The sequence below is a fragment of the Paraburkholderia sp. OAS925 genome (assembly GCF_040543975.1).
Classification (GTDB): Bacteria; Pseudomonadota; Gammaproteobacteria; order Burkholderiales; family Burkholderiaceae; genus Paraburkholderia; species Paraburkholderia graminis.
Window position 1 is genome coordinate 1,845,702 of record NZ_JBEUNO010000002.1, and the last position, 17,478, is coordinate 1,863,179.

The window sequence follows — 17,478 nt, forward strand, 5'->3', positions numbered from 1 at the left end:
GCGTGCGTGCTCATATGCCGCAACAGCAACACTTGAGACGGCTACGACGCGTCCGCCACACGGCACGCATGATCGAGCAAGCCCTCGGCTGAACCGCTGCCGTTATCCGCATCGAGGCCGCTGTTCACGACCAGCCAGCCGTCTTTCTCCGCGGACGCCCCCGCGCCCGTCACGAGGATGGTTTGCATCGCCATTGCGTCGGAGTCCGGGTTGTCAAGCGAGACGAGGCGAAACGGATCGCTCGCGCCGGTCAGCGCGGTCACGCGCATGATCCGGTATCGGTCGCCGTCGAGCGTGTCCCAATGCCATGTGCCGGGCGCGTCTTTCGCGTGCCGCGCGAGTGCGTCGCTGATATCGGCGCGCATGCAGTCGATGTGAATATGCAACTGGTTCTGCGTGCGGCGAAATTGCGAATTGATTTCGAGCCCTAACTGATTATCGGACAGTTGCCGTTTGACGGCGCCGTTCACGTAGCTCCGCGCGGCCCACGCGTCGGCCCAATAGCTTGGCGCATGCGGCGCGAGCACCTGCGGACTTTCAATACCGCTCACGTGATCCGTCGGAATCAGCAAATACTGCGAGCGTCCGACAATATCCTTTAGGATCGCGTAGCGTTTCTCGAGGTTCACCGCCGTGCATTGACCCGGCGTGCCGGTCGCCTGTTCTGCCGGCACGCAGCGAATATCGACGATCTTCCATAACGCGTTGGAATCGATGGCCGCGAGACGCGCGCAGCCCGCGGCGGCAAGCGCTATGCCAAGCAGCGCCGCGGCTCGCCTGACATGGCGCGCGCCGCGATTTGCAGGACTGCGGGTGATGAGATTGAACAACGGATTGCGGATTCGCCAGTGTGTCGGTCGGCGCGTGAATCAGAGCTTTTTTTAGCGGCATCTTGTGTCGGGTCTATAACACGGGCGGCGGTATTTCGCCGAGTATCTGTTCGATTGCAACGCCGATGGCGAGCAGGCGCCGGTCGCTGCCGAGCGGCCCGTCGATTTCGAGGCCGACGGGCAAGCCTTGCGCGCTGATTCCCGCAGGCAACGACAAGCCAGGAATGCCGGATGTGCTCGCAGGATCGGTGTTGCGCAAGAAGGCTTCCATCGTGTCGATGGGCGGCGCGCCGTCTATCGACACCGTCGACGAACCGTTGATCTCGTCGATCTGCACAGCGGCCAACCGCGTGGTCGGAAACAGCAGCGCGTCGAGACGCTCGTCGGCGAAAGTGGCGGCGATATAAGCCTGCAACAGCGGCCGCCAGTGATTGAGCGCTGCCTCATAGTGCGAGTCGAGCGTGCCGGCGAGCACTTCGTCGTAGATCGCGCGCACGTCCGGACTCGCGATGCGGGCCGCGATCTCCGCAACGGTTTGCACCGGCGCCTGATTGGCCGCGAGCCACGCTTGCAGGTCGACGCGCGCTTCATGAATCGCGATCGGTCCGCCGACCATGCCGTTGAGATCCGCGAGTTCGCTCATCGCGACCGGTACAAATACGACGCCTGCTGCTTCGAGCTTTTTGAGCGCCGCGCGCGCGACGTCCTCAACCTGTCGTTCGAGTCCTGCCCACAACGGCGCGGGCAAGCCGATGCGCAAGCCGTTCAGCGCGACGGCGGGCAGCGGACCGGCGCCGGTAATCACGCCGTCGAGCAATGCGATGTCGGCTGCGCTGCGCGCCATCGGACCGACCGTATCGCGCGTGTGGCTGATCGGCACGACGCCGTACGCGTCGTCATAGCGCCGCTCGGCGCCGCCATTGCCGACTGACGGACGAAAGCCCGCGGTGCCCGTCAACGCAGCGGGAATGCGCGTCGAGCCGCCGGTATCGGTGCCGAGTCCCGCGGGCACGATCCGCGCGGCAATCGCCGCCGCAGTGCCGCCCGACGAGCCGCCCGGAATCAGCGCAGGATCGTACGGATTGCGCACAGGGCCCGCATGCGTCGCGAGGTTGCTGCTCGTGATGCCGAACGCGAGTTCGTGCATGTTGGCCTTGCCCAGAATGATTGCGCCCGCATCGAGAAGCCGTTGCACCGAACGCGCATTGGTCTGCGGCACGAAGCCTGCGAGAGCCGGTGTGCCCGCCGAGGTCGGCAACCCTATCGTATTGATGTTGTCCTTCACGACGATCGGCAGGCCGGCAAGCGGCAGTTGCGCTTTTGCTTCGGCGGGCAGCGCGTCGATGCGCCGTGCCGCGGCGAGCGCGCCGTCGAGATCGATCACGGTCAGCGCGTTGAGCGTCTGAAGTGCGGCCGCGCGCGCGAGCAACGTCGCGACATAATCGGTTGCATTGAGCCGGCCCGACTGGATCGCGGCGACGGCTTTGGTTGCGCTCAACGCGAGCTGTTCATCGACGGTCCATGTCATGGCCGTTCTCCTTATGGTTCAGTGTCCGGGCCGCGCGAACGTCGGATAAAAAAGCGCAGCGCGAATCTGGCAAGCGCGGGCACGAGTCGCGGACGCAGCAGCCGCACGTCGTAGCCGCTCATGCGGCGCTCGTTTTCCGCGAGACATAGCTCGATGAGTTCGGGCGTGTCCAGCCCCTTGCCGATCACGCTGCTGTTCGCGGGCAGAAAATTCGAATCGCGTGCCACGCCGTTTGCGTCGATGCCTCTCGCAATCGCCACGCGATCCCAGATCAGCACGACCCAGATCGCGGCCACACGCAATGCGTGCCACGGCCTGCGCCATAGCGGCATGTTACGTCGATGCCATGCAACCCAGTTGACGAAAAACAGAATGTGACGCGCTTCTTCCTGAATCACGGGCTCGAAAGTCTCGACGAGCGCTTCTGGAAAATAGCCGGATTGCTGCGCGGCGCGAAACAGGCCAAACGCAAAGAAACTGTCGATGCACTCGCTGTAGCCTGTGCGCATCCACGCCCATTCGGGATCGCGCGGCGCCGGATAATTCGGCTCGGGCGCGATCTCGATGCCGTAGGCCGCAATCAGCTTCGCGAGCACGCGCTTGTGACGGGCTTCTTCGTCGCCGTCCATCGTGATGGCTTCGCGCAGCAGCGGGTCCTGCAATTGCGCGGCGTAAGTGTGAACGTTGATCGACGCGCGGCCTTCCGTTTGCACGGCGATGTCCCAGATCGGCAGCGAGCAGAGCCGCGCGAGCGCGTCGGGCGGCAGCGCCGGCCAGTCGATCACGGCGGGTTTGTAGGGATCGTGAGTCTCCAGCAGCATGCGGCAGAACATGTGCTTGTGCGCCTCCGATCCGATCTTCACGCGGGCAGTGCCCGTGAATGTCCAGTGGCGCAGGCTGGGGTCTTCGGCTACATCTGTCAATGTGTCGGACATGGCAAGCGTACAGAGAGCGAACTCGATGTGTCGCCTATTCTGTCACATTGCCCCGCAACGCGGCGTCTACGGTGCACGATCGCGGGCGCGCGTCAGCGTGGATGCCGCCTCATTGGCGTTGGGGTACTGCCGATGGGTCACTGCGAATAACTCACTGGTGATTATCGACCCACATGCGTCCCCAGCGGAATGCATAGGCGAGCGCATGTTCTTCGTCGAAGAAATAGTCGAGCGCGTCGAAACAATAGGCCGGGCCGTGGCTTGCGCTGGCTTTTTCGATGGTCAGGTTGGCGGCGAACAGCCCATTGGGCAAACGCTGCGCGGCCGGCGCAACTTCGTAGCCTTTATAGCGGATGTGTGAATTCATGATCGTGGCAGTGGATATGCCCGCGTTTTTACAGGAAGCCGGTACAGATGACGCGTGGCATGCGCGTTTGCATCAGGCGGCGGATGAGTCTGCGGGCTGGCTCAAGCGTAGGCCGCACTGAAGGGCCCGTGAACCAATCATTCTTCGCAAGCAAATCAGGGGAGTTCCGCAACGCTCTTCGGAACACCGGATAACGGCGCGTTTGGTGGGTTCGCAGACACTATGGCGCCAGGCGGCCGATGAGTCTGTTATGTGCCGCACGGTCCACATGATCTGCACCATGCGCACGAATGCAGGCGCCCCTGGTTTCGCGTAGCGAGACGACGCGAAACGAGGGGCGCTGTAAACGATAACTTTCTAACGGGGACTTCGAGCCCGAGCTTTAAACCGCATGCAGCAGACGCGCGGACTGTGCTTGCTGAACCGGAACGCCCGATGCGCTCGGACCTGGCGCACGATGAGCGGTGAACGCAAGCGCGAATTGCGCGGCTTGCTGGCCGACGGTGGCGAGCTGGTCGACGACCTTCGCGTCGGAGCAGGTATCGACACTATCGAAGCGCGTCTCGAGCGTGTTGATGCCCGCGCCGAACGGCGTCGGCCAGCCGCGCAACGCGTGGACGATCGAGCGCAGCGAGGTCAGCACCGAACCCGCCGCTTGCCAGCCATAAGCCGTGACGATGCAGCCAACCGCACGGCCGTCGAGATACGGACGCTCGTCGGCGCGCAGTTCCTCGAGCGTGTCGAGCGCGTTTTTGACGAGACCGGAGACGCCGCCGTGATAGCCCGGCGTCGCGATGATCAGCGCGTCGGCGTGGCGCACGGCTTCGATCAGTTCGAGCTGTTCGTCGGTGCGTTCGCTGTGTTCGGGCGCATAGTGCGGCAGGCTATGCAGAAACGTGCCGCCAAAGAGCCGGGTCCTGGCGCCCGCGGCTTCCGCGCCGCGCAGCGCAAAGCCGAGTGCGCGTTCGGTCGACGAAGCTGCGCGGGTCGTGCCGCCAATGCCGACGACGAGCGGGCGGCGGTGATGATCGAAACTGGTCAACGAAATGCTCCTTCGGTAGCGGCTCACGGCGCTTCGCGCGGGTTGCGCACAAGCGCGCCGGGGCGAACCGGACTATGAAGCACCATCTTAATCAGCGGGGCGCGCAGCACGAAGCGACTTTTTGTTCTAACGATATAACCGCGACGTGCATGCCGCGATGGCCGCGATGCCGCGATCGCCGACCATGCCGCGCCGATAAGCATATGGCGAACAATTGTTTAGGTTGGAGCGGGCAGGCCGCTATGATCGAAGCGTCTCCTCCATGACACTCCTTGACATGGGACTCGGCCTCGCCACATTGCTGGCGAGGCCTTTTTTTTGGCATTTTTCGTGGGCTCTATTGGCGCGTTCTGCAGTCAGGCGCATGCGCGCCGCTTCACGATCGCGCCGTTTATCGCGTGCTACGATGATCCGCGACACGATACCCGGCAAGGTCCAGCACGCAAATGGCAACTCTCTATGACACGCTCGGCGTGCCCATGCACGCCACCGACGAAGAGATCAAACGCGCGTACCGCAAGGCCGCGATGAAGTGGCATCCGGACCGCAACGCGGGTTCCGAGGAAGTTGCGCGCGCCACGTTTCAGGAGATCAGGGACGCCTACGCGATCCTCTCCGACGCGGCGCAGCGCAAGATTTACGACGCCGTGTACACCGAGCAGATGCGCGAATGGGAAGCGCAGCGCGCGCGCCATCAACAGGCGCAGGCGGAGCGCGAGGCGGCGGCGCGTGCCGCGGACGAGGCCGCGTACGCCGAGATCGTGTCGCTCGCCATGCGTTTTGCCGACGAAGGCCACAACCGCGATGTCGTGTTCGGCGTATTGCTCGGACGTCAATGCGAGGCGGGGCGCGCCGCGCAGATTGCCGACAGTGTGGCCGCCTTGCACGCTTCGAGGCGCGAGGCGGCGGCCAATAATGCTTCTACAGAGGCCGCGGAAGCGGCGGATGCCGCCTCGCACGCAAGTGCCGCCGGCTCGCCGGAATCGGCCACGATGGGCGCCGGCGCGGAAGACACTGCCGGTCGTCGCGCGCGTGCCGCAAAAGAGACCGCTAAAGAACCTGCTAAAGAAACGGCGAAAGAAGCCGATACAGCCGGTGGCTTGTCCAGTCTCTGGTTCCAGTTCCTCAACGGGCTGCGCTTCTGATCATCCGGTCGGCGGTTTCTTGATCCGCCCGCTCCAGGGGCAAATTCCCGTAGCGCGCGGAATAAAGACATCGTAGTGTCACGGGGGCGCAAGACTCTGCGGGCACAATCGCACATACAAGAGACTAAAAACACGGTACGGGGTAAGCGTGACCAAGAAATATAAAGTGCTGTTTCTCTGCCGAGAGAATTCAGCACGCAGCATCATGGCCGAAGCTTTGTTGCGGGAACTGGCCGGACACCGGTTCGAGGCTTTCAGCGCGGGCCCGGAACCGGCCGCGCGAGTGCATCCGCTTGCGATAACGCAATTGCGGCCGGGCGTTTCCGACCTCGGCGTGCTATGCCCGAAAAGCTGGCTTGAATTCACCGGCGAATGGGCGCCGCGCATGGATTTCGTCGTCGCGCTCGACTCGGGCGTCGCTGCGCCGCATGCGCCGGTCTTTCCCGGCAGTCCCGCGCTTTCTCAATGGAATCTCGCCAATCCGCTCGCGGACGACGTCACCGAACCCGAACGGGCTCGTTTATTCGACAAGGTGTTCTGGCAAATCGTGCGTCAGTTGAGCGCCTTTATCGACGCGCCGCAGTATGCCGTGCCCAGAGCGAGCGACGCCGCGACGCAGTGCAAGCACTCGTGCACCGGCCAGTTTGCCAACCTGTGATGTGCCGCGTTAGCGCGGCGCTTGCCGCTTAGTGTTCGTTCGAGCGCGCGAGCGGACTGCCTGCGAACGGGTCGTTTTTCCAGTCGACGCGTTTTTTCGGCTGCGGCGTGGGCGCGGGCGGCGCCGATAATTCAAAGTGGTCGATAGATTGTCCTGCGCTAATGGCCTGCTTCAACCATTGAGGCATTTCGCCCTGGCCGTCCCAACTGTCTCCCGTCGCGCTGCGGTAGCGTGCGTTCTTTTCCGCGACCGGTTCGGATGCCAGCACGGCGGCAAGGTCTTCCGGCTTGATGCCAAACTCTTCCATGCGATGGCGGAGATACGCAATCATGCTATCTCGCTTCCTTTCGTCCATAAGATATTCGTCCTTCTAAAGCGTCAGCGTTCTGTCAAATGCAGATTGCGAGGAAAACCCGCGAAAGATTGGAGTCCATTTAAATGGCGTCCGTCCGCGGTGAGGTCATTAATCGAAATTGGAAAAAACGATGGGGGCGATGCACTGACATTGGGCGGCCGTCTCATGTGCACGCTCCGTTTCGCAACGGTGCATGTGCGGGGCCAGTCTTGTGGTTATGTCGTCATCATAACGCACTGCGAGCGTAATGCACGCACCGTTTGAACTGATTTTCTCGCATTTAAGCGTCGACTGGGACTGCCGGCTGCGCAACCGGGATCGTTCACCGGTTCCGCGTCGCCGGATTGAATTCCGCGCCGGCCGAACTATAAAAGAAATAGCGGAGAGGACAATCCGTGTTTTTCCGGCTGCGGCGTCCGAGCGCCAATCATCGTAGGCGCAGGTACGCCGGCCGCCAGGTGCGGGCGACTCGCTATCCGTTTCATTCGACGAGTCCATGCAGCAGGCCCGCGTCACAACTGGTTTTTCGTTGGTCCCAGGCTTGGCCACGCTGGCTTTTTACACGGATCGATTCTCGAGGAGGGACGACACTGCTGCGCCGGATTCAAGGAGTCTGGACATGAAACTACGATTACTGATGGTGTTTGTGAGCGCTCTTCTTTTTCTCGCGCCGCGCGCCGCGAGCGCAGGCGACATGACGAGCGAGCCTGGCGTTGGGACATCGACGGCGACGCCCGCCAGCGAAAGGCTGATGAACCATGCGAACGAATCGGCACAGGCCACGACCGACATGTCGTTGAGCGAGCCCACCGGAGGCGCTTCGCAGCCGACGCAAAACGTTTCCTATGGAGGCGTCGCGGCAGGGCACTCAGAAGCCGGCAGCCGGCAAAATATGCGCTGCTCCGGCGGCCCGCAATGCACTATTTACTTTGGCCAGTGAAATAAAGGCGCTCGGCGTTGCTATTCGAAGCAGTGCATGAGGCAGCGGGTTTCGACGCCGCTGCCTCGCGGTTCTTTTATGCCAAAGCGGATTGCGTCGTCGAGTGATCGGTGCTGTCGACGATGCGGCTCACCATTGCCTCCACGCCCGGCCCTTGCATCGCCGCGCGCTCGCCGAAGCGGCGGAACTCGTCCAGCAGCGAGCGCCACGACGCGTGCCACCGCGTTTCCTTGATGCACGCGCCCGACGGATCGGCGATTCGCAGTATGCCGCTATCAGGATAGAAAGTCAGAGTAACCGGCATGCCGTCGATAACGCAGGTCGCGGTGCAAGGGCGGTTGTTCACCATGTTCAATGTCCTCTAATCGAGCAATGAGTACGTTGGATGTGGTTTCCCGTCAGCAAGCACCATGCCCAGCGCGTTAGCGTGTCTAGTGCGTCTTTCCTCTACGCGTATTTATCGCCGACCGTGCTGCGAATCGGATAGGTGTCGTAGACGATGATCATCCGTTCGATGATTGCGTTCTCATCGAATTCGAATACATCGACGCATTCAAAGCGCACCGCCGAACCGTCTTTCAGTCCCCAGTCGTAGATGAAGTAACCCGTCGCGCGCGGAGATCCAGTCGCACTCACGCAAATGTCGATAGGTGTGATCGTGCTTTTGCCAGACGCCGCATTGACCTTTGCAAAGAACGGCGCCGGCTTCATCCAGCCGAGAAACGGCGAGAAGATTTGCGCGTCCGGTGTGAACAATGCGCAAATCGCGCCGACGTCGCCGCGTTCCAGCGCTGCGAGGTAAGTACGAATCTGCTCCGTGTATAGTTCTTTCGACGATGAATTCACGATCGTCCTCCTTATTGGCAATCCGACCCGTCTGAACAAACGGGCATCCGGTATCGACACCATAGCGATGCACCGATGACCGAACCATCGAAAAATTTGCAAGCCGGGTATGCCGCGCTCGCATATCCGCTTGCCGACCTCACGCGCCGCTTGCCGCCACTCGCGGCATTGCAGTCATTCGTGGCGGCCGGGCATTTCGGCAGCATCAGCAAAGCCGCGGATCATCTGTGCCGCACGCAAGGCGCGGTGAGTCGCCAGATTCAGCAACTGGAAGCGCACTATCGCTGCGCGCTTTTCGTGCGCCATGCGTCGGGGCTGACACTGACCGCCGAGGGACAGGCGCTGCAGGCCGTCGCAGTCGATGTACTTGCGCGGCTCGTCGAGCATGCCGATCTACACGCTGCAACGGGCGCGGTTCTCACGCTGCGGCTACCGTCGACGTTTGCGATTCGATGGCTGCTGCCGCGGCTCTCCGAGATCAATAGCGCGCTCAAGGGAATCGAGTTGCGCATCTCGACTTCATCCGACGACACGCCGGAATTCACTACGCCCGACATCGACGCGATTGTCGTGCGCGGCAGCGGACAGTGGGCCGGCCTGAATGCGATACCTTTGTTTGCAGAGACGCTGACTCCAATGTGTACGCCGGAGGTGGCCGCATCGCTGACATGTTTAGCCGACCTCGCGCGCATCACGTTGCTGCATCCCGGACCCAGTCATGACGAATGGCGATGCTGGCTCGATAGTGCGCTTGCTAAAGATGTCGATCCCGACAAGGGACTGGTTCTCGACACACTGGAGTTGACACTCACCGCCGCCGCGCAAGGGCACGGTGTCGCTATCGGCGATACGCGGATGGCAAGAGACCGAATCGAAGCCGGGGTGCTCGTCACGCCCTTCGATCACGTCGCGCGCAACGGCCTCGGCTACTTTCTCGTCTATCCGTCGCAACGCGCGCCGCAGCACAAGATTCGCGCGCTTGCCGATGTTCTCGTGACGATGGCGGAAGAAGAACAATCGATACCGTCTTCGTCTTTGACCACGCGCGCAAAGCTTCCGCTTTAATGCATTGCCACGCGTCGCGATGCATTGCACATGCATCGCACATGCATTAAGCGCGCGTGCCAGCGCCCCTCCAGACAAACCCTGATTGCTGCGCCAAAGAGCCCACTGATATTGTTCGCGGGCGCTTGTGTGGAAGCGCTTCCAGTCTCGGGTCTTTCGACGTCCAACGCTGTCGCTTTTCGTCATTGCCGTACCCGGTTCAGTCAGTTCAGCCGAGCAACTCGCTTGCATGGAGAATCCGTGGCACACGACGCACTTTCCTCTCATTCATCCGCCGATCCGTTCACGCCGCCCGCCGACTCGACTTTGTGGCGCGAGAACTTTCTATTAGGCGCGGCCACTGCCTCGTATCAGATCGAAGGCGCCGTCAAAGAAGACGGCCGCCTGCCTTCGATATGGGACACCTTCTGCGCGACGCCCGGCAAGGTGCTTGCCGGCGACAGCGGCGAAGTGGCCTGCGATCACTATCATCGTTGGGAAGCGGATGTCGACATGCTCGCGGGGCTCGGGCTCGAAGGCTATAGATTGTCGATCGCGTGGCCGCGCGTGATGCATCTGGACGGCACGCCCAATCGCCAGGGACTCGACTTCTACAAGCGTCTGCTGACGCGTCTGAAAGAGAAGGGCATCACGACGTTCGTCACGCTTTATCACTGGGATTTGCCACAGCATCTGGAAGATCGCGGCGGGTGGCTGAATCGCGAAACCGCGTACCGTTTCGCCGATTACGCGGATTTGATGAGCCGCGAACTGGCCGGCACCGTCGATGCATGGGCGACGCTCAACGAGCCCTGGTGTTCCGCGTATCTCGGCTATGGAAATGGCCACCATGCGCCGGGTCTTGCCAACGCGCGCTTTGCCACGCAGGCGATGCATCATCTGCTGCTCGCGCACGGTCTCGCCGTACCTGTATTGAGCGCGAACGATCCGGCTTCGCAAAAGGGCATTGTCGCGAACATCGGGCGCGGCACGCCGAATAGCGATAGTGCCGACGATCGCCGCGCCGCGCATCTATTCGAGGTTCAGCACAATGCGTGGATTCTCGATCCATTGCTAAAAGGCACGTATCCGCAGGCGCTTTTCGAACTGTGGCCAGGCACCGAGCCATTGATACTCGATGGCGACATGCAGACCATTTCCGCGCCGCTCGATTTTCTCGGCATCAACTATTACTTCCGCACGAATGTCGCGAGCGATGGTGCTCACGGCTTCAAGGACGTGCCGCTGCAAGGCGTCGAGCGTACACAGATGGGCTGGGAAGTGTATCCCGACGGTTTGCGCGATCTGCTGATCAGCTTCAGGCGCGAGTATGCGAACTTGCCGCCGGTCTATATCACCGAAAACGGCATGGCCTCCGACGATAAAGTGATCGACGGCCGCGTGGACGACACACAACGCATTTCGTTTCTGAAGCGCCATCTTGCGGCCGTCGACGAAGCCATCAAGGCGGGCGTCGACATACGCGGTTATTTCTTGTGGTCGCTGATGGACAACTTCGAGTGGGCATTCGGATACGAGCGCCGCTTCGGCATCGTGCATGTCGATTACGCGACGCAGAAGCGCACGATAAAGCAGAGTGCCGAACTGGTGTCGCGCTTCCTGAAAGAGCGCAAGGAACGGAATCTACGTATATAAGCAACGCGTCTGAAGCAACACATATAGGCAACGAAAGCTGGTTTGCATGTCGACCTGGAACACGGGCGTGAGCCTTTGGAGGAGACGGAATGAACAGCAGAAAAACGGTCTTGCGGGCGATGGTTGCAGCACTCGCGTTGTATGGCATCGTCGCGCACGCCGAGCCTTTGAAGGCGAATGTGATTCACTGGTGGACCTCGGGCGGCGAGTCAGCCGCGATTCGCCAGTTCGCCGATGCGTATAACAAAGCCGGCGGCCAGTGGGTCGATAACGCGGTCGCGGGCGCGGACCAGGCGCGCTCCACGGCGATCAACCGCATTGTCGGCGGCGATCCACCCACGGCCGCGCAGTTCAATACGTCGAAGCAGTTTCATGATCTGATCGATCAGGGACTGCTCAACAATGTCGACGACGTCGCCGCAAAAGAAAACTGGAACGGCGTATTCCCGCAATCGATACTCGACAGCATCAAAGTAAAAGGCCATTACTATGCGGCGCCGGTCGACATTCATATGCCCGCGTGGTTCTTCTACTCGAAGCCCGCATTCCAGAAAGCCGGCATTACCGCCGAGCCGCAAAACTATGACGAGTTCATTGCCGATCTCGGCAAGCTCAAAGCCGCAGGCATCATTCCACTCGCGTTCGGCGGCCAGCCCTGGCAGGAAAAGATCACATTCGACGCCGTGCTCGCCGATGTAGGCGGTCCCGACCTCTACCTGAAGGTGTATCGCGATCACGACGCCAATGCGGTGAAGTCCGACGCGTTTAAAAAAGTACTGGTTGCATTCAAGCGCCTGCACGATTTCGTCGACCCCGGTTCGCCCGGCCGCAACTGGAACGATGCGACGGCACTGGTCATTTCCGGCAAGGCCGGCGTGCAGATCATGGGCGATTGGGCGAAGGGCGAGTTCTCCGCGGCGAAGCAGAGCGCGGGTAAGGAATTCGGCTGTTTCCCCGGCTTCGGTCCGCATTCGCCGTATCTCGTCGCCGGCGACGTATTCGTATTTCCGAAAAGCGATAACGCCGCCACGGTGAAAGCGCAAAATCTTCTGGCCACGGTGATGACCTCGCCGTCCGCGCAAGTCGCATTCAGCGCAAGGAAAGGCTCGATTCCGATTCGCCCCGACGTGGACGCGGGCACGCTCGACATCTGCGCGAAGGAGGGCATTGCGATCATGAAGGACAAGTCGCGCCAGTTGCCGAATCCGGAAATGCTGTTGTCGCCGGATATGCAAGGCGCGCTGATCGACGTCGTCACTAACTTCTGGAATAAAAACCAGTCGGTCGACGACGCGCAAAAGGCGTTCGCAAGCGCGCTCAAGAGCTAGGCTCGACATGCACGCGCTCAAGCTGCATGCGTCGTCGCGCTCGCGTTCGGGATTGCGTAAAAACCCCGCGAAAAAGCCGCTAAAAAGGCGCTTTTCGTTGGCAGCATGGCTTGCATTGCTGCCGATGGCGCTGACCGTCGTGTTCGCCTATCTCGGCACGATGATCTGGACCGCGCGCGTGTCGCTCAGCAACTCGCGCACGTTTCCGTCCGGCGACTTCGCGGGCCTCACGCAATACGCGAGGCTTTTCAACAACGGCCGCTGGTTGTTGTCGCTGCAAAACATCGTGATTTACGGCGCGTGCTTTATTGTCGCGTGCATGGTGATCGGCTTGCTGCTCGCGATCTTTATCGATCAACGCGTGGTCGCGGAAGGCGCATTGCGCACGGTGTTTTTATATCCTTACGCGATGTCGTTCGTTGCGACAGGTCTCGTCTGGCAATGGATTCTGAATCCGCAACTCGGCGCGCAGGCCGTGCTGCACAAGCTGGGTTTCGTGCATGCGCGCTTCGACTGGATCGTCGATCAGGACTGGGCGATCTATACGATCGTCATTGCCACCGTGTGGCAGGCTTCCGGACTCGTGATGGCTTTGCTGCTCGCGGGCTTGCGCGGCATCGACGACGAGTTGTGGAAAGCCGCGCGTATCGACGGCATTCCGCGCTGGCGGGTCTATGCAAGCATCGTCGTACCCATGCTCGGGCCGTCGATCTCGACCGCCTTCGTGCTGCTGTTCGTGATGGTCGTGAAGCTCTACGACGCCGTCGTCGCGATGACGCAAGGCGGCCCCGGCACCGCGAGCGAAGTACCGGCGAAGTTCATCATGGACTATCTGTTCGGTCGCGCGAATATCGGTCTCGCGTCGGCGGCGTCGATCGTCTTGCTCGCGACCGTGCTCGCGATTCTCGCGCCGTTCTTCTATGCGCGCAGCCGTGCGGCATTACGCAAGGAGGTGTGATGAACACGCCCGGCTCTGCACTGAAGAGCGGCACGCCGCGACCCATGCCGAAGCACCGGCGCCGCGCGGCGCTCACGCCGGCGCGCGTCGGCGTGTACGCATTTTTGCTCACCGCCGCGCTGTTCTTTCTACTGCCGCTTTATGTGATGCTCGTGACGTCGGTTAAACCGATGAGCGAAATCCGCCTCGGCAATCTGCTCGCTTTTCCCACGCATTTCACGCTGCAAGCATGGAGCGCCGCGTGGCAGTCCGCATGTACCGGTCTCGATTGCAACGGTATTCAAGTCGGCTTCTGGAACTCCGTGCGTATCGTCGTGCCGAGCACGGTGTTCTCTATCGCGATCGGCGCGGTGAACGGCTATGCATTGTCTTTCTGGCGGCCGCGCGGTGCCGGCGTGCTGTTCGGCGTATTGCTGATGGGCGCCTTTATCCCGGTTCAGGTGATGGTGTATCCGCTTGTGCGCGTGCTGGCGAGCGTGCATCTGTTCAGTTCGCTGCCGGGCATCGTCGTGATTCATACGATCTTCGGCATGCCGGTCATGACGCTGCTGTTTCGCAACTACTACGCGTCGATTCCGCAAGAACTGTTCAAGGCCGCGCGCATCGACGGCGGCGGTTTCTGGCGTATCTTTATCCAGTTGATGCTGCCTATGTCGACGCCGATCATTGTCGTGGCGATCATCATGCAGGTGACGGGTATCTGGAACGACTTCATTCTCGGCCTCGTGTTTGCCGGCACTAAAAACTTGCCGATGACGGTGCAACTGAACAACATCATCAATACGACGACCGGCGAGCGGCTTTATAACGTCAACATGGCGGCGACCATTCTGACTTCGCTGGTGCCGCTCGCGGTGTACTTCATCTCCGGCCGCTGGTTCGTGCGCGGCATTGCGTCCGGTGCGGTCAAAGGATAGGGCGATGACATACGGGGCGAAAGAGACAAACGCGCTGACCAGTCCGCTGGGCAGCGTGCCGCGCAACAGTGAGGCGCCGGGCGTGGCGAGTGCGGCGGACGTCGCGCACGCCGCAAACGTCGCGGTGCGCGATCTGACTATCCGGCTCGGCGCGAATACCGTGATCGAAAACCTCGATCTCGACGTTCAGGCGGGCGAATTCGTCGTGCTGCTCGGGCCTTCCGGCTGCGGTAAATCGACGCTGCTTCACAGCATCGCGGGGCTGATCGACGTGAGCGAGGGCAGCATTGAAATTGCCGGCGAGGACATGACGTGGGCCGATCCGAAAGATCGCCGCATTGCGCTCGTATTCCAGTCGTACGCGTTGTATCCGACGATGAGCGTCGAGCGTAATCTGTCGTTTGCGTTGCGTATCAACGGCACGCCGAAGGCGGAGATCGCGCGGCGCGTGGCGCGCGCTTCCGAGATGCTGCAACTCGGACCGCTGCTCAAGCGCAAGCCGGCGCAATTATCGGGCGGACAACGGCAGCGAGTCGCGATTGGCCGCGCGATCGTGCGTGAAGCGGACGTGTTTCTATTCGACGAGCCACTGTCGAATCTCGACGCGAAACTGCGCACCGAATTGCGCCGCGAACTCAAGCAATTGCATCAGCGGCTCGGCGCAACGATGATTTACGTGACGCACGATCAGGTCGAGGCGATGACGCTCGCCACGCGCATGGCCGTGATGCGCGGCGGCGCGATCCAGCAGTTCGGCACGCCCGCCGAAGTCTATGCGCGGCCCGCCAACCTGTTCGTTGCAACGTTTCTCGGTACACCGGCGATGAATCTCGTCGACGGTACGCTCGAGCAGCCCGACGGGGCGCTGCATTTTTGCACTGCGCACTGGCGGCTCGATGTGTCGAAATATGCGTTCACGAATCCGCGTAGCGATGCACGAGCGCAGCCTCAGTCATGCGTGCTCGGTGTTCGCGCGGAAGACGTGCGCATTCACACAACGCAGAGCGGCGAGCAGGCCGGCGAGCGCGCGAAAGTTTCGCTTGTCGAGCCGATGGGCAACCACCGCGTCGTCTGGCTCGACTATCATGGAGCGCAGATCGCGTCGATCGATCAGAGCAAAGCGCCGTTGATGCCGGGCGACACCGTATCGTTCTCGCTAGACAGCACACACGTCTCGCTCTTCGACGCAGCGGGCGGCGCGCGTTTATAGCGCCGGTCAGAGTAGGATGAAACCCGCCTGGGTGACGGAGAACCGTGTGGCAACACTGAAAGATGTCGCGGCGCTGGCCGGTGTCGGCATGTCGACCGCATCGCGCGTTATTTCCGGCAAAGGGCCGGTTTCCGGCGACGCGGCCGCGCGCGTGCGGGCCGCAATCGAGCAGCTCAATTTCCGCCCATCGTCCATCGGCCGCGCAATGGCGACGCAGTCGCTCGGCATGATCGGCATTTTCGTGCCGACGTTTTTCGGCTCATATTACGGCACGATCCTCAAGCAGACCGACACTGAACTGCGCGCCGTGCGACGTCATGTGGTCGTGGCAACCGGCTGCGGCGAAGTGTCGCCGCGCGAGCAGGCCATCGAGGCCGTGCGTTTTCTGATTGGCCGCGACTGCGATGGCGTCGTGGTAATCAGCCACGATCTGCATGACGAAGACCTCATCATGCTGCATCGGATGCACCCGAAAATGGTTTTTCTGAATCGCGCGTTCGATCAGTTTCCAGAAGCGTCGTTTTGCGCGGATCATCGGCATGGCGGCGAGCTGGCTGCGCGCACACTGCTGGACCACGGGCATCGCGAAATCGCCGTGATTTCAGGGCCTTTTACCGCGTCGGACAACATGACGCGGCTCGAAGGTTTTTTTGCCGAACTCGCGCGCGCGGGCATTGCGCGCGGCGACGTGACCTTGATCGAATCGGACTTCTCGCCGGAAGGCGGCTATGCGGCCGCGCAAAAACTGCTTGATTCGAAGCAGCGTTTTACGGGTCTCTTCTGCGCAAACGACACGATGGCTGTTAGCGCGCTCGCGCGTTTTCATCAGGCGGGCGTTTCAGTGCCGCACGAATTGTCGGTGATCGGTTACGACGACGATTACTCCGCTGCTTATGCCGCGCCCGGCCTCACATCGGTGCATATTCCGACTGCCGAACTGACGCAAAACGCGGTGCGCTGGCTCATCAACCAGTGCTATCGAACCACGTGGGAGATATTCCGCGAGTTTCCGGTCAGCGTGACGATGCGCGAGTCGGTGGGGCCGGCGCGTGGAGTGGAGGCTGTTCCCACCGGTGAATCGACGCAGGCTTGATGCGATGCAGCCGAACGCATCATCTGCAATGACGCAGCCGCTACTGCGTCGGGTCGTGGCCGGCGTCGCTCTGGCAAACGCCGCGTATTTTTTCGTCGAGTTCTTCGTGGCGCGAAGAATTGGATCGGTTTCGCTTTTCGCCGACAGCATCGATTTTCTCGAAGACGCCGCGGTCAACTTTTTAATTTTCGCCGCTCTCGGATGGTCCGTGCGCAATAGAGCGCGTGCCGGCATGGTGCTCGCGGCAATTCTATTAGTCCCTGCGTTGGCGCTGCTCTGGACCGCATGGCAGAAGTTCAATGCACCGACACCGCCGGAGCCTTGGCTGCTGTCGGGCACCGGACTCGGAGCTTTAGCGGTCAACCTCGCGTGTGCGGTTGTACTCGCCAGATTCCGGCACCATTCGGGCAGCCTTACTCGCGCGGCGTTCCTGTCGGCCCGCAATGACGCCTTCGCGAACATCGCGATCATTCTCGCGGGACTCGTCACGTTGTTCTGGCGTTCTGGCTGGCCCGACCTTCTGGTCGGACTCGGAATCGCCATTGTCAATGCAGATGCCGCGAAGGAAGTTTGGCTCGCTGCGAGGGACGAGCATCGGTCTGCGCAGACATGAGCGGGCAGCGCCG

General features: G+C 61.5%; 19 protein-coding genes. 11 read left to right on the forward strand and 8 right to left on the reverse strand.

Annotated features, from left to right (window positions below; translation table 11 throughout):
- Positions 1-41: 41 nt before the first annotated feature.
- The 5 genes from ABIE53_RS27070 to ABIE53_RS27090 form a co-directional block, all read right to left on the reverse strand.
- Entirely contained in the window at positions 42-830 is a 789-nt protein-coding gene (locus tag ABIE53_RS27070) for a CDP-diacylglycerol diphosphatase (protein ID WP_376916373.1), read from the reverse strand.
- Between the two features lie 73 nt (positions 831-903).
- Positions 904-2,358, reverse strand: a complete 1,455-nt coding sequence (iaaH, locus tag ABIE53_RS27075) for an indoleacetamide hydrolase (protein WP_192699203.1) — start codon at positions 2,356-2,358, stop codon at positions 904-906.
- Positions 2,359-2,369: 11 nt separating this feature from the next.
- On the reverse strand, positions 2,370-3,293 hold the full coding sequence (locus ABIE53_RS27080; protein WP_029965902.1) for a hypothetical protein: 924 nt from the start codon (positions 3,291-3,293) through the stop codon (positions 2,370-2,372).
- Positions 3,294-3,444: 151 nt separating this feature from the next.
- Positions 3,445-3,660: a hypothetical protein gene (locus tag ABIE53_RS27085; protein WP_029965901.1), complete on the reverse strand. Its 216-nt coding sequence runs from the start codon at positions 3,658-3,660 to the stop codon at positions 3,445-3,447.
- Positions 3,661-4,042: 382 nt separating this feature from the next.
- Positions 4,043-4,702: an NADPH-dependent FMN reductase gene (locus ABIE53_RS27090; RefSeq protein ID WP_006046662.1), complete on the reverse strand. Its 660-nt coding sequence runs from the start codon at positions 4,700-4,702 to the stop codon at positions 4,043-4,045.
- A gap of 446 nt (positions 4,703-5,148) precedes the next feature.
- On the opposite strand from ABIE53_RS27090, the gene ABIE53_RS27095 reads away from it, so the two are divergent.
- Positions 5,149-5,847 (forward strand): J domain-containing protein, encoded by a 699-nt coding sequence (locus tag ABIE53_RS27095; protein ID WP_192699202.1) that lies wholly within the window; start codon positions 5,149-5,151, stop codon positions 5,845-5,847.
- A 205-nt stretch (positions 5,848-6,052) separates the two neighbouring features.
- Positions 6,053-6,505: a low molecular weight phosphatase family protein gene (locus ABIE53_RS27100; RefSeq protein WP_244231069.1), complete on the forward strand. Its 453-nt coding sequence runs from the start codon at positions 6,053-6,055 to the stop codon at positions 6,503-6,505.
- 28 nt (positions 6,506-6,533) lie between these two features.
- Here ABIE53_RS27100 and ABIE53_RS27105 read toward each other — a convergent pair whose 3' ends face one another.
- Positions 6,534-6,860: an H-NS histone family protein gene (locus ABIE53_RS27105; protein WP_006046665.1), complete on the reverse strand. Its 327-nt coding sequence runs from the start codon at positions 6,858-6,860 to the stop codon at positions 6,534-6,536.
- Positions 6,861-7,479: 619 nt separating this feature from the next.
- On the opposite strand from ABIE53_RS27105, the gene ABIE53_RS27110 reads away from it, so the two are divergent.
- Positions 7,480-7,800: a hypothetical protein gene (locus ABIE53_RS27110; protein WP_029965897.1), complete on the forward strand. Its 321-nt coding sequence runs from the start codon at positions 7,480-7,482 to the stop codon at positions 7,798-7,800.
- Between the two features lie 76 nt (positions 7,801-7,876).
- Here the strand turns inward: ABIE53_RS27110 and ABIE53_RS27115 are convergent, their stop codons facing one another.
- A complete protein-coding gene (locus ABIE53_RS27115; protein ID WP_006046667.1) occupies positions 7,877-8,149 on the reverse strand; it encodes a hypothetical protein in 273 nt (90 codons plus the stop codon).
- A 98-nt stretch (positions 8,150-8,247) separates the two neighbouring features.
- Positions 8,248-8,646 carry a nuclear transport factor 2 family protein gene (locus ABIE53_RS27120; protein WP_192699201.1) on the reverse strand — a complete coding sequence of 133 codons (399 nt, stop codon included), beginning with the start codon at positions 8,644-8,646 and terminating at the stop codon, positions 8,248-8,250.
- A gap of 75 nt (positions 8,647-8,721) precedes the next feature.
- Between ABIE53_RS27120 and ABIE53_RS27125 the strand changes: the two genes are divergently transcribed.
- From ABIE53_RS27125 to ABIE53_RS27160, 8 genes are all read left to right on the forward strand, one after another.
- Positions 8,722-9,711: a LysR substrate-binding domain-containing protein gene (locus ABIE53_RS27125; RefSeq protein WP_192699200.1), complete on the forward strand. Its 990-nt coding sequence runs from the start codon at positions 8,722-8,724 to the stop codon at positions 9,709-9,711.
- Between the two features lie 240 nt (positions 9,712-9,951).
- Positions 9,952-11,346 carry a GH1 family beta-glucosidase gene (locus ABIE53_RS27130; protein WP_192699199.1) on the forward strand — a complete coding sequence of 465 codons (1,395 nt, stop codon included), beginning with the start codon at positions 9,952-9,954 and terminating at the stop codon, positions 11,344-11,346.
- Positions 11,347-11,435: 89 nt separating this feature from the next.
- Complete coding sequence (locus ABIE53_RS27135) at positions 11,436-12,674, forward strand: ABC transporter substrate-binding protein (protein ID WP_006046671.1); 1,239 nt, start codon at positions 11,436-11,438, stop codon at positions 12,672-12,674.
- A 7-nt stretch (positions 12,675-12,681) separates the two neighbouring features.
- Positions 12,682-13,632, forward strand: coding sequence for a carbohydrate ABC transporter permease (locus ABIE53_RS27140; protein ID WP_114157106.1), 951 nt, complete (start codon positions 12,682-12,684; stop codon positions 13,630-13,632).
- Positions 13,632-14,549 carry a carbohydrate ABC transporter permease gene (locus ABIE53_RS27145; protein WP_192699198.1) on the forward strand — a complete coding sequence of 306 codons (918 nt, stop codon included), beginning with the start codon at positions 13,632-13,634 and terminating at the stop codon, positions 14,547-14,549. Before ABIE53_RS27140 ends, ABIE53_RS27145 begins: the two co-directional genes overlap by 1 nt.
- 4 nt (positions 14,550-14,553) lie before the next feature.
- On the forward strand, positions 14,554-15,759 hold the full coding sequence (locus ABIE53_RS27150) for an ABC transporter ATP-binding protein (RefSeq protein WP_192699197.1): 1,206 nt from the start codon (positions 14,554-14,556) through the stop codon (positions 15,757-15,759).
- Between the two features lie 46 nt (positions 15,760-15,805).
- Positions 15,806-16,852 carry a LacI family DNA-binding transcriptional regulator gene (locus tag ABIE53_RS27155; protein ID WP_192699196.1) on the forward strand — a complete coding sequence of 349 codons (1,047 nt, stop codon included), beginning with the start codon at positions 15,806-15,808 and terminating at the stop codon, positions 16,850-16,852.
- A 28-nt stretch (positions 16,853-16,880) separates the two neighbouring features.
- A complete protein-coding gene (locus ABIE53_RS27160; RefSeq protein ID WP_192699456.1) occupies positions 16,881-17,465 on the forward strand; it encodes a cation efflux transmembrane domain-containing protein in 585 nt (194 codons plus the stop codon).
- The last annotated feature ends 13 nt before the right edge of the window (positions 17,466-17,478 follow it).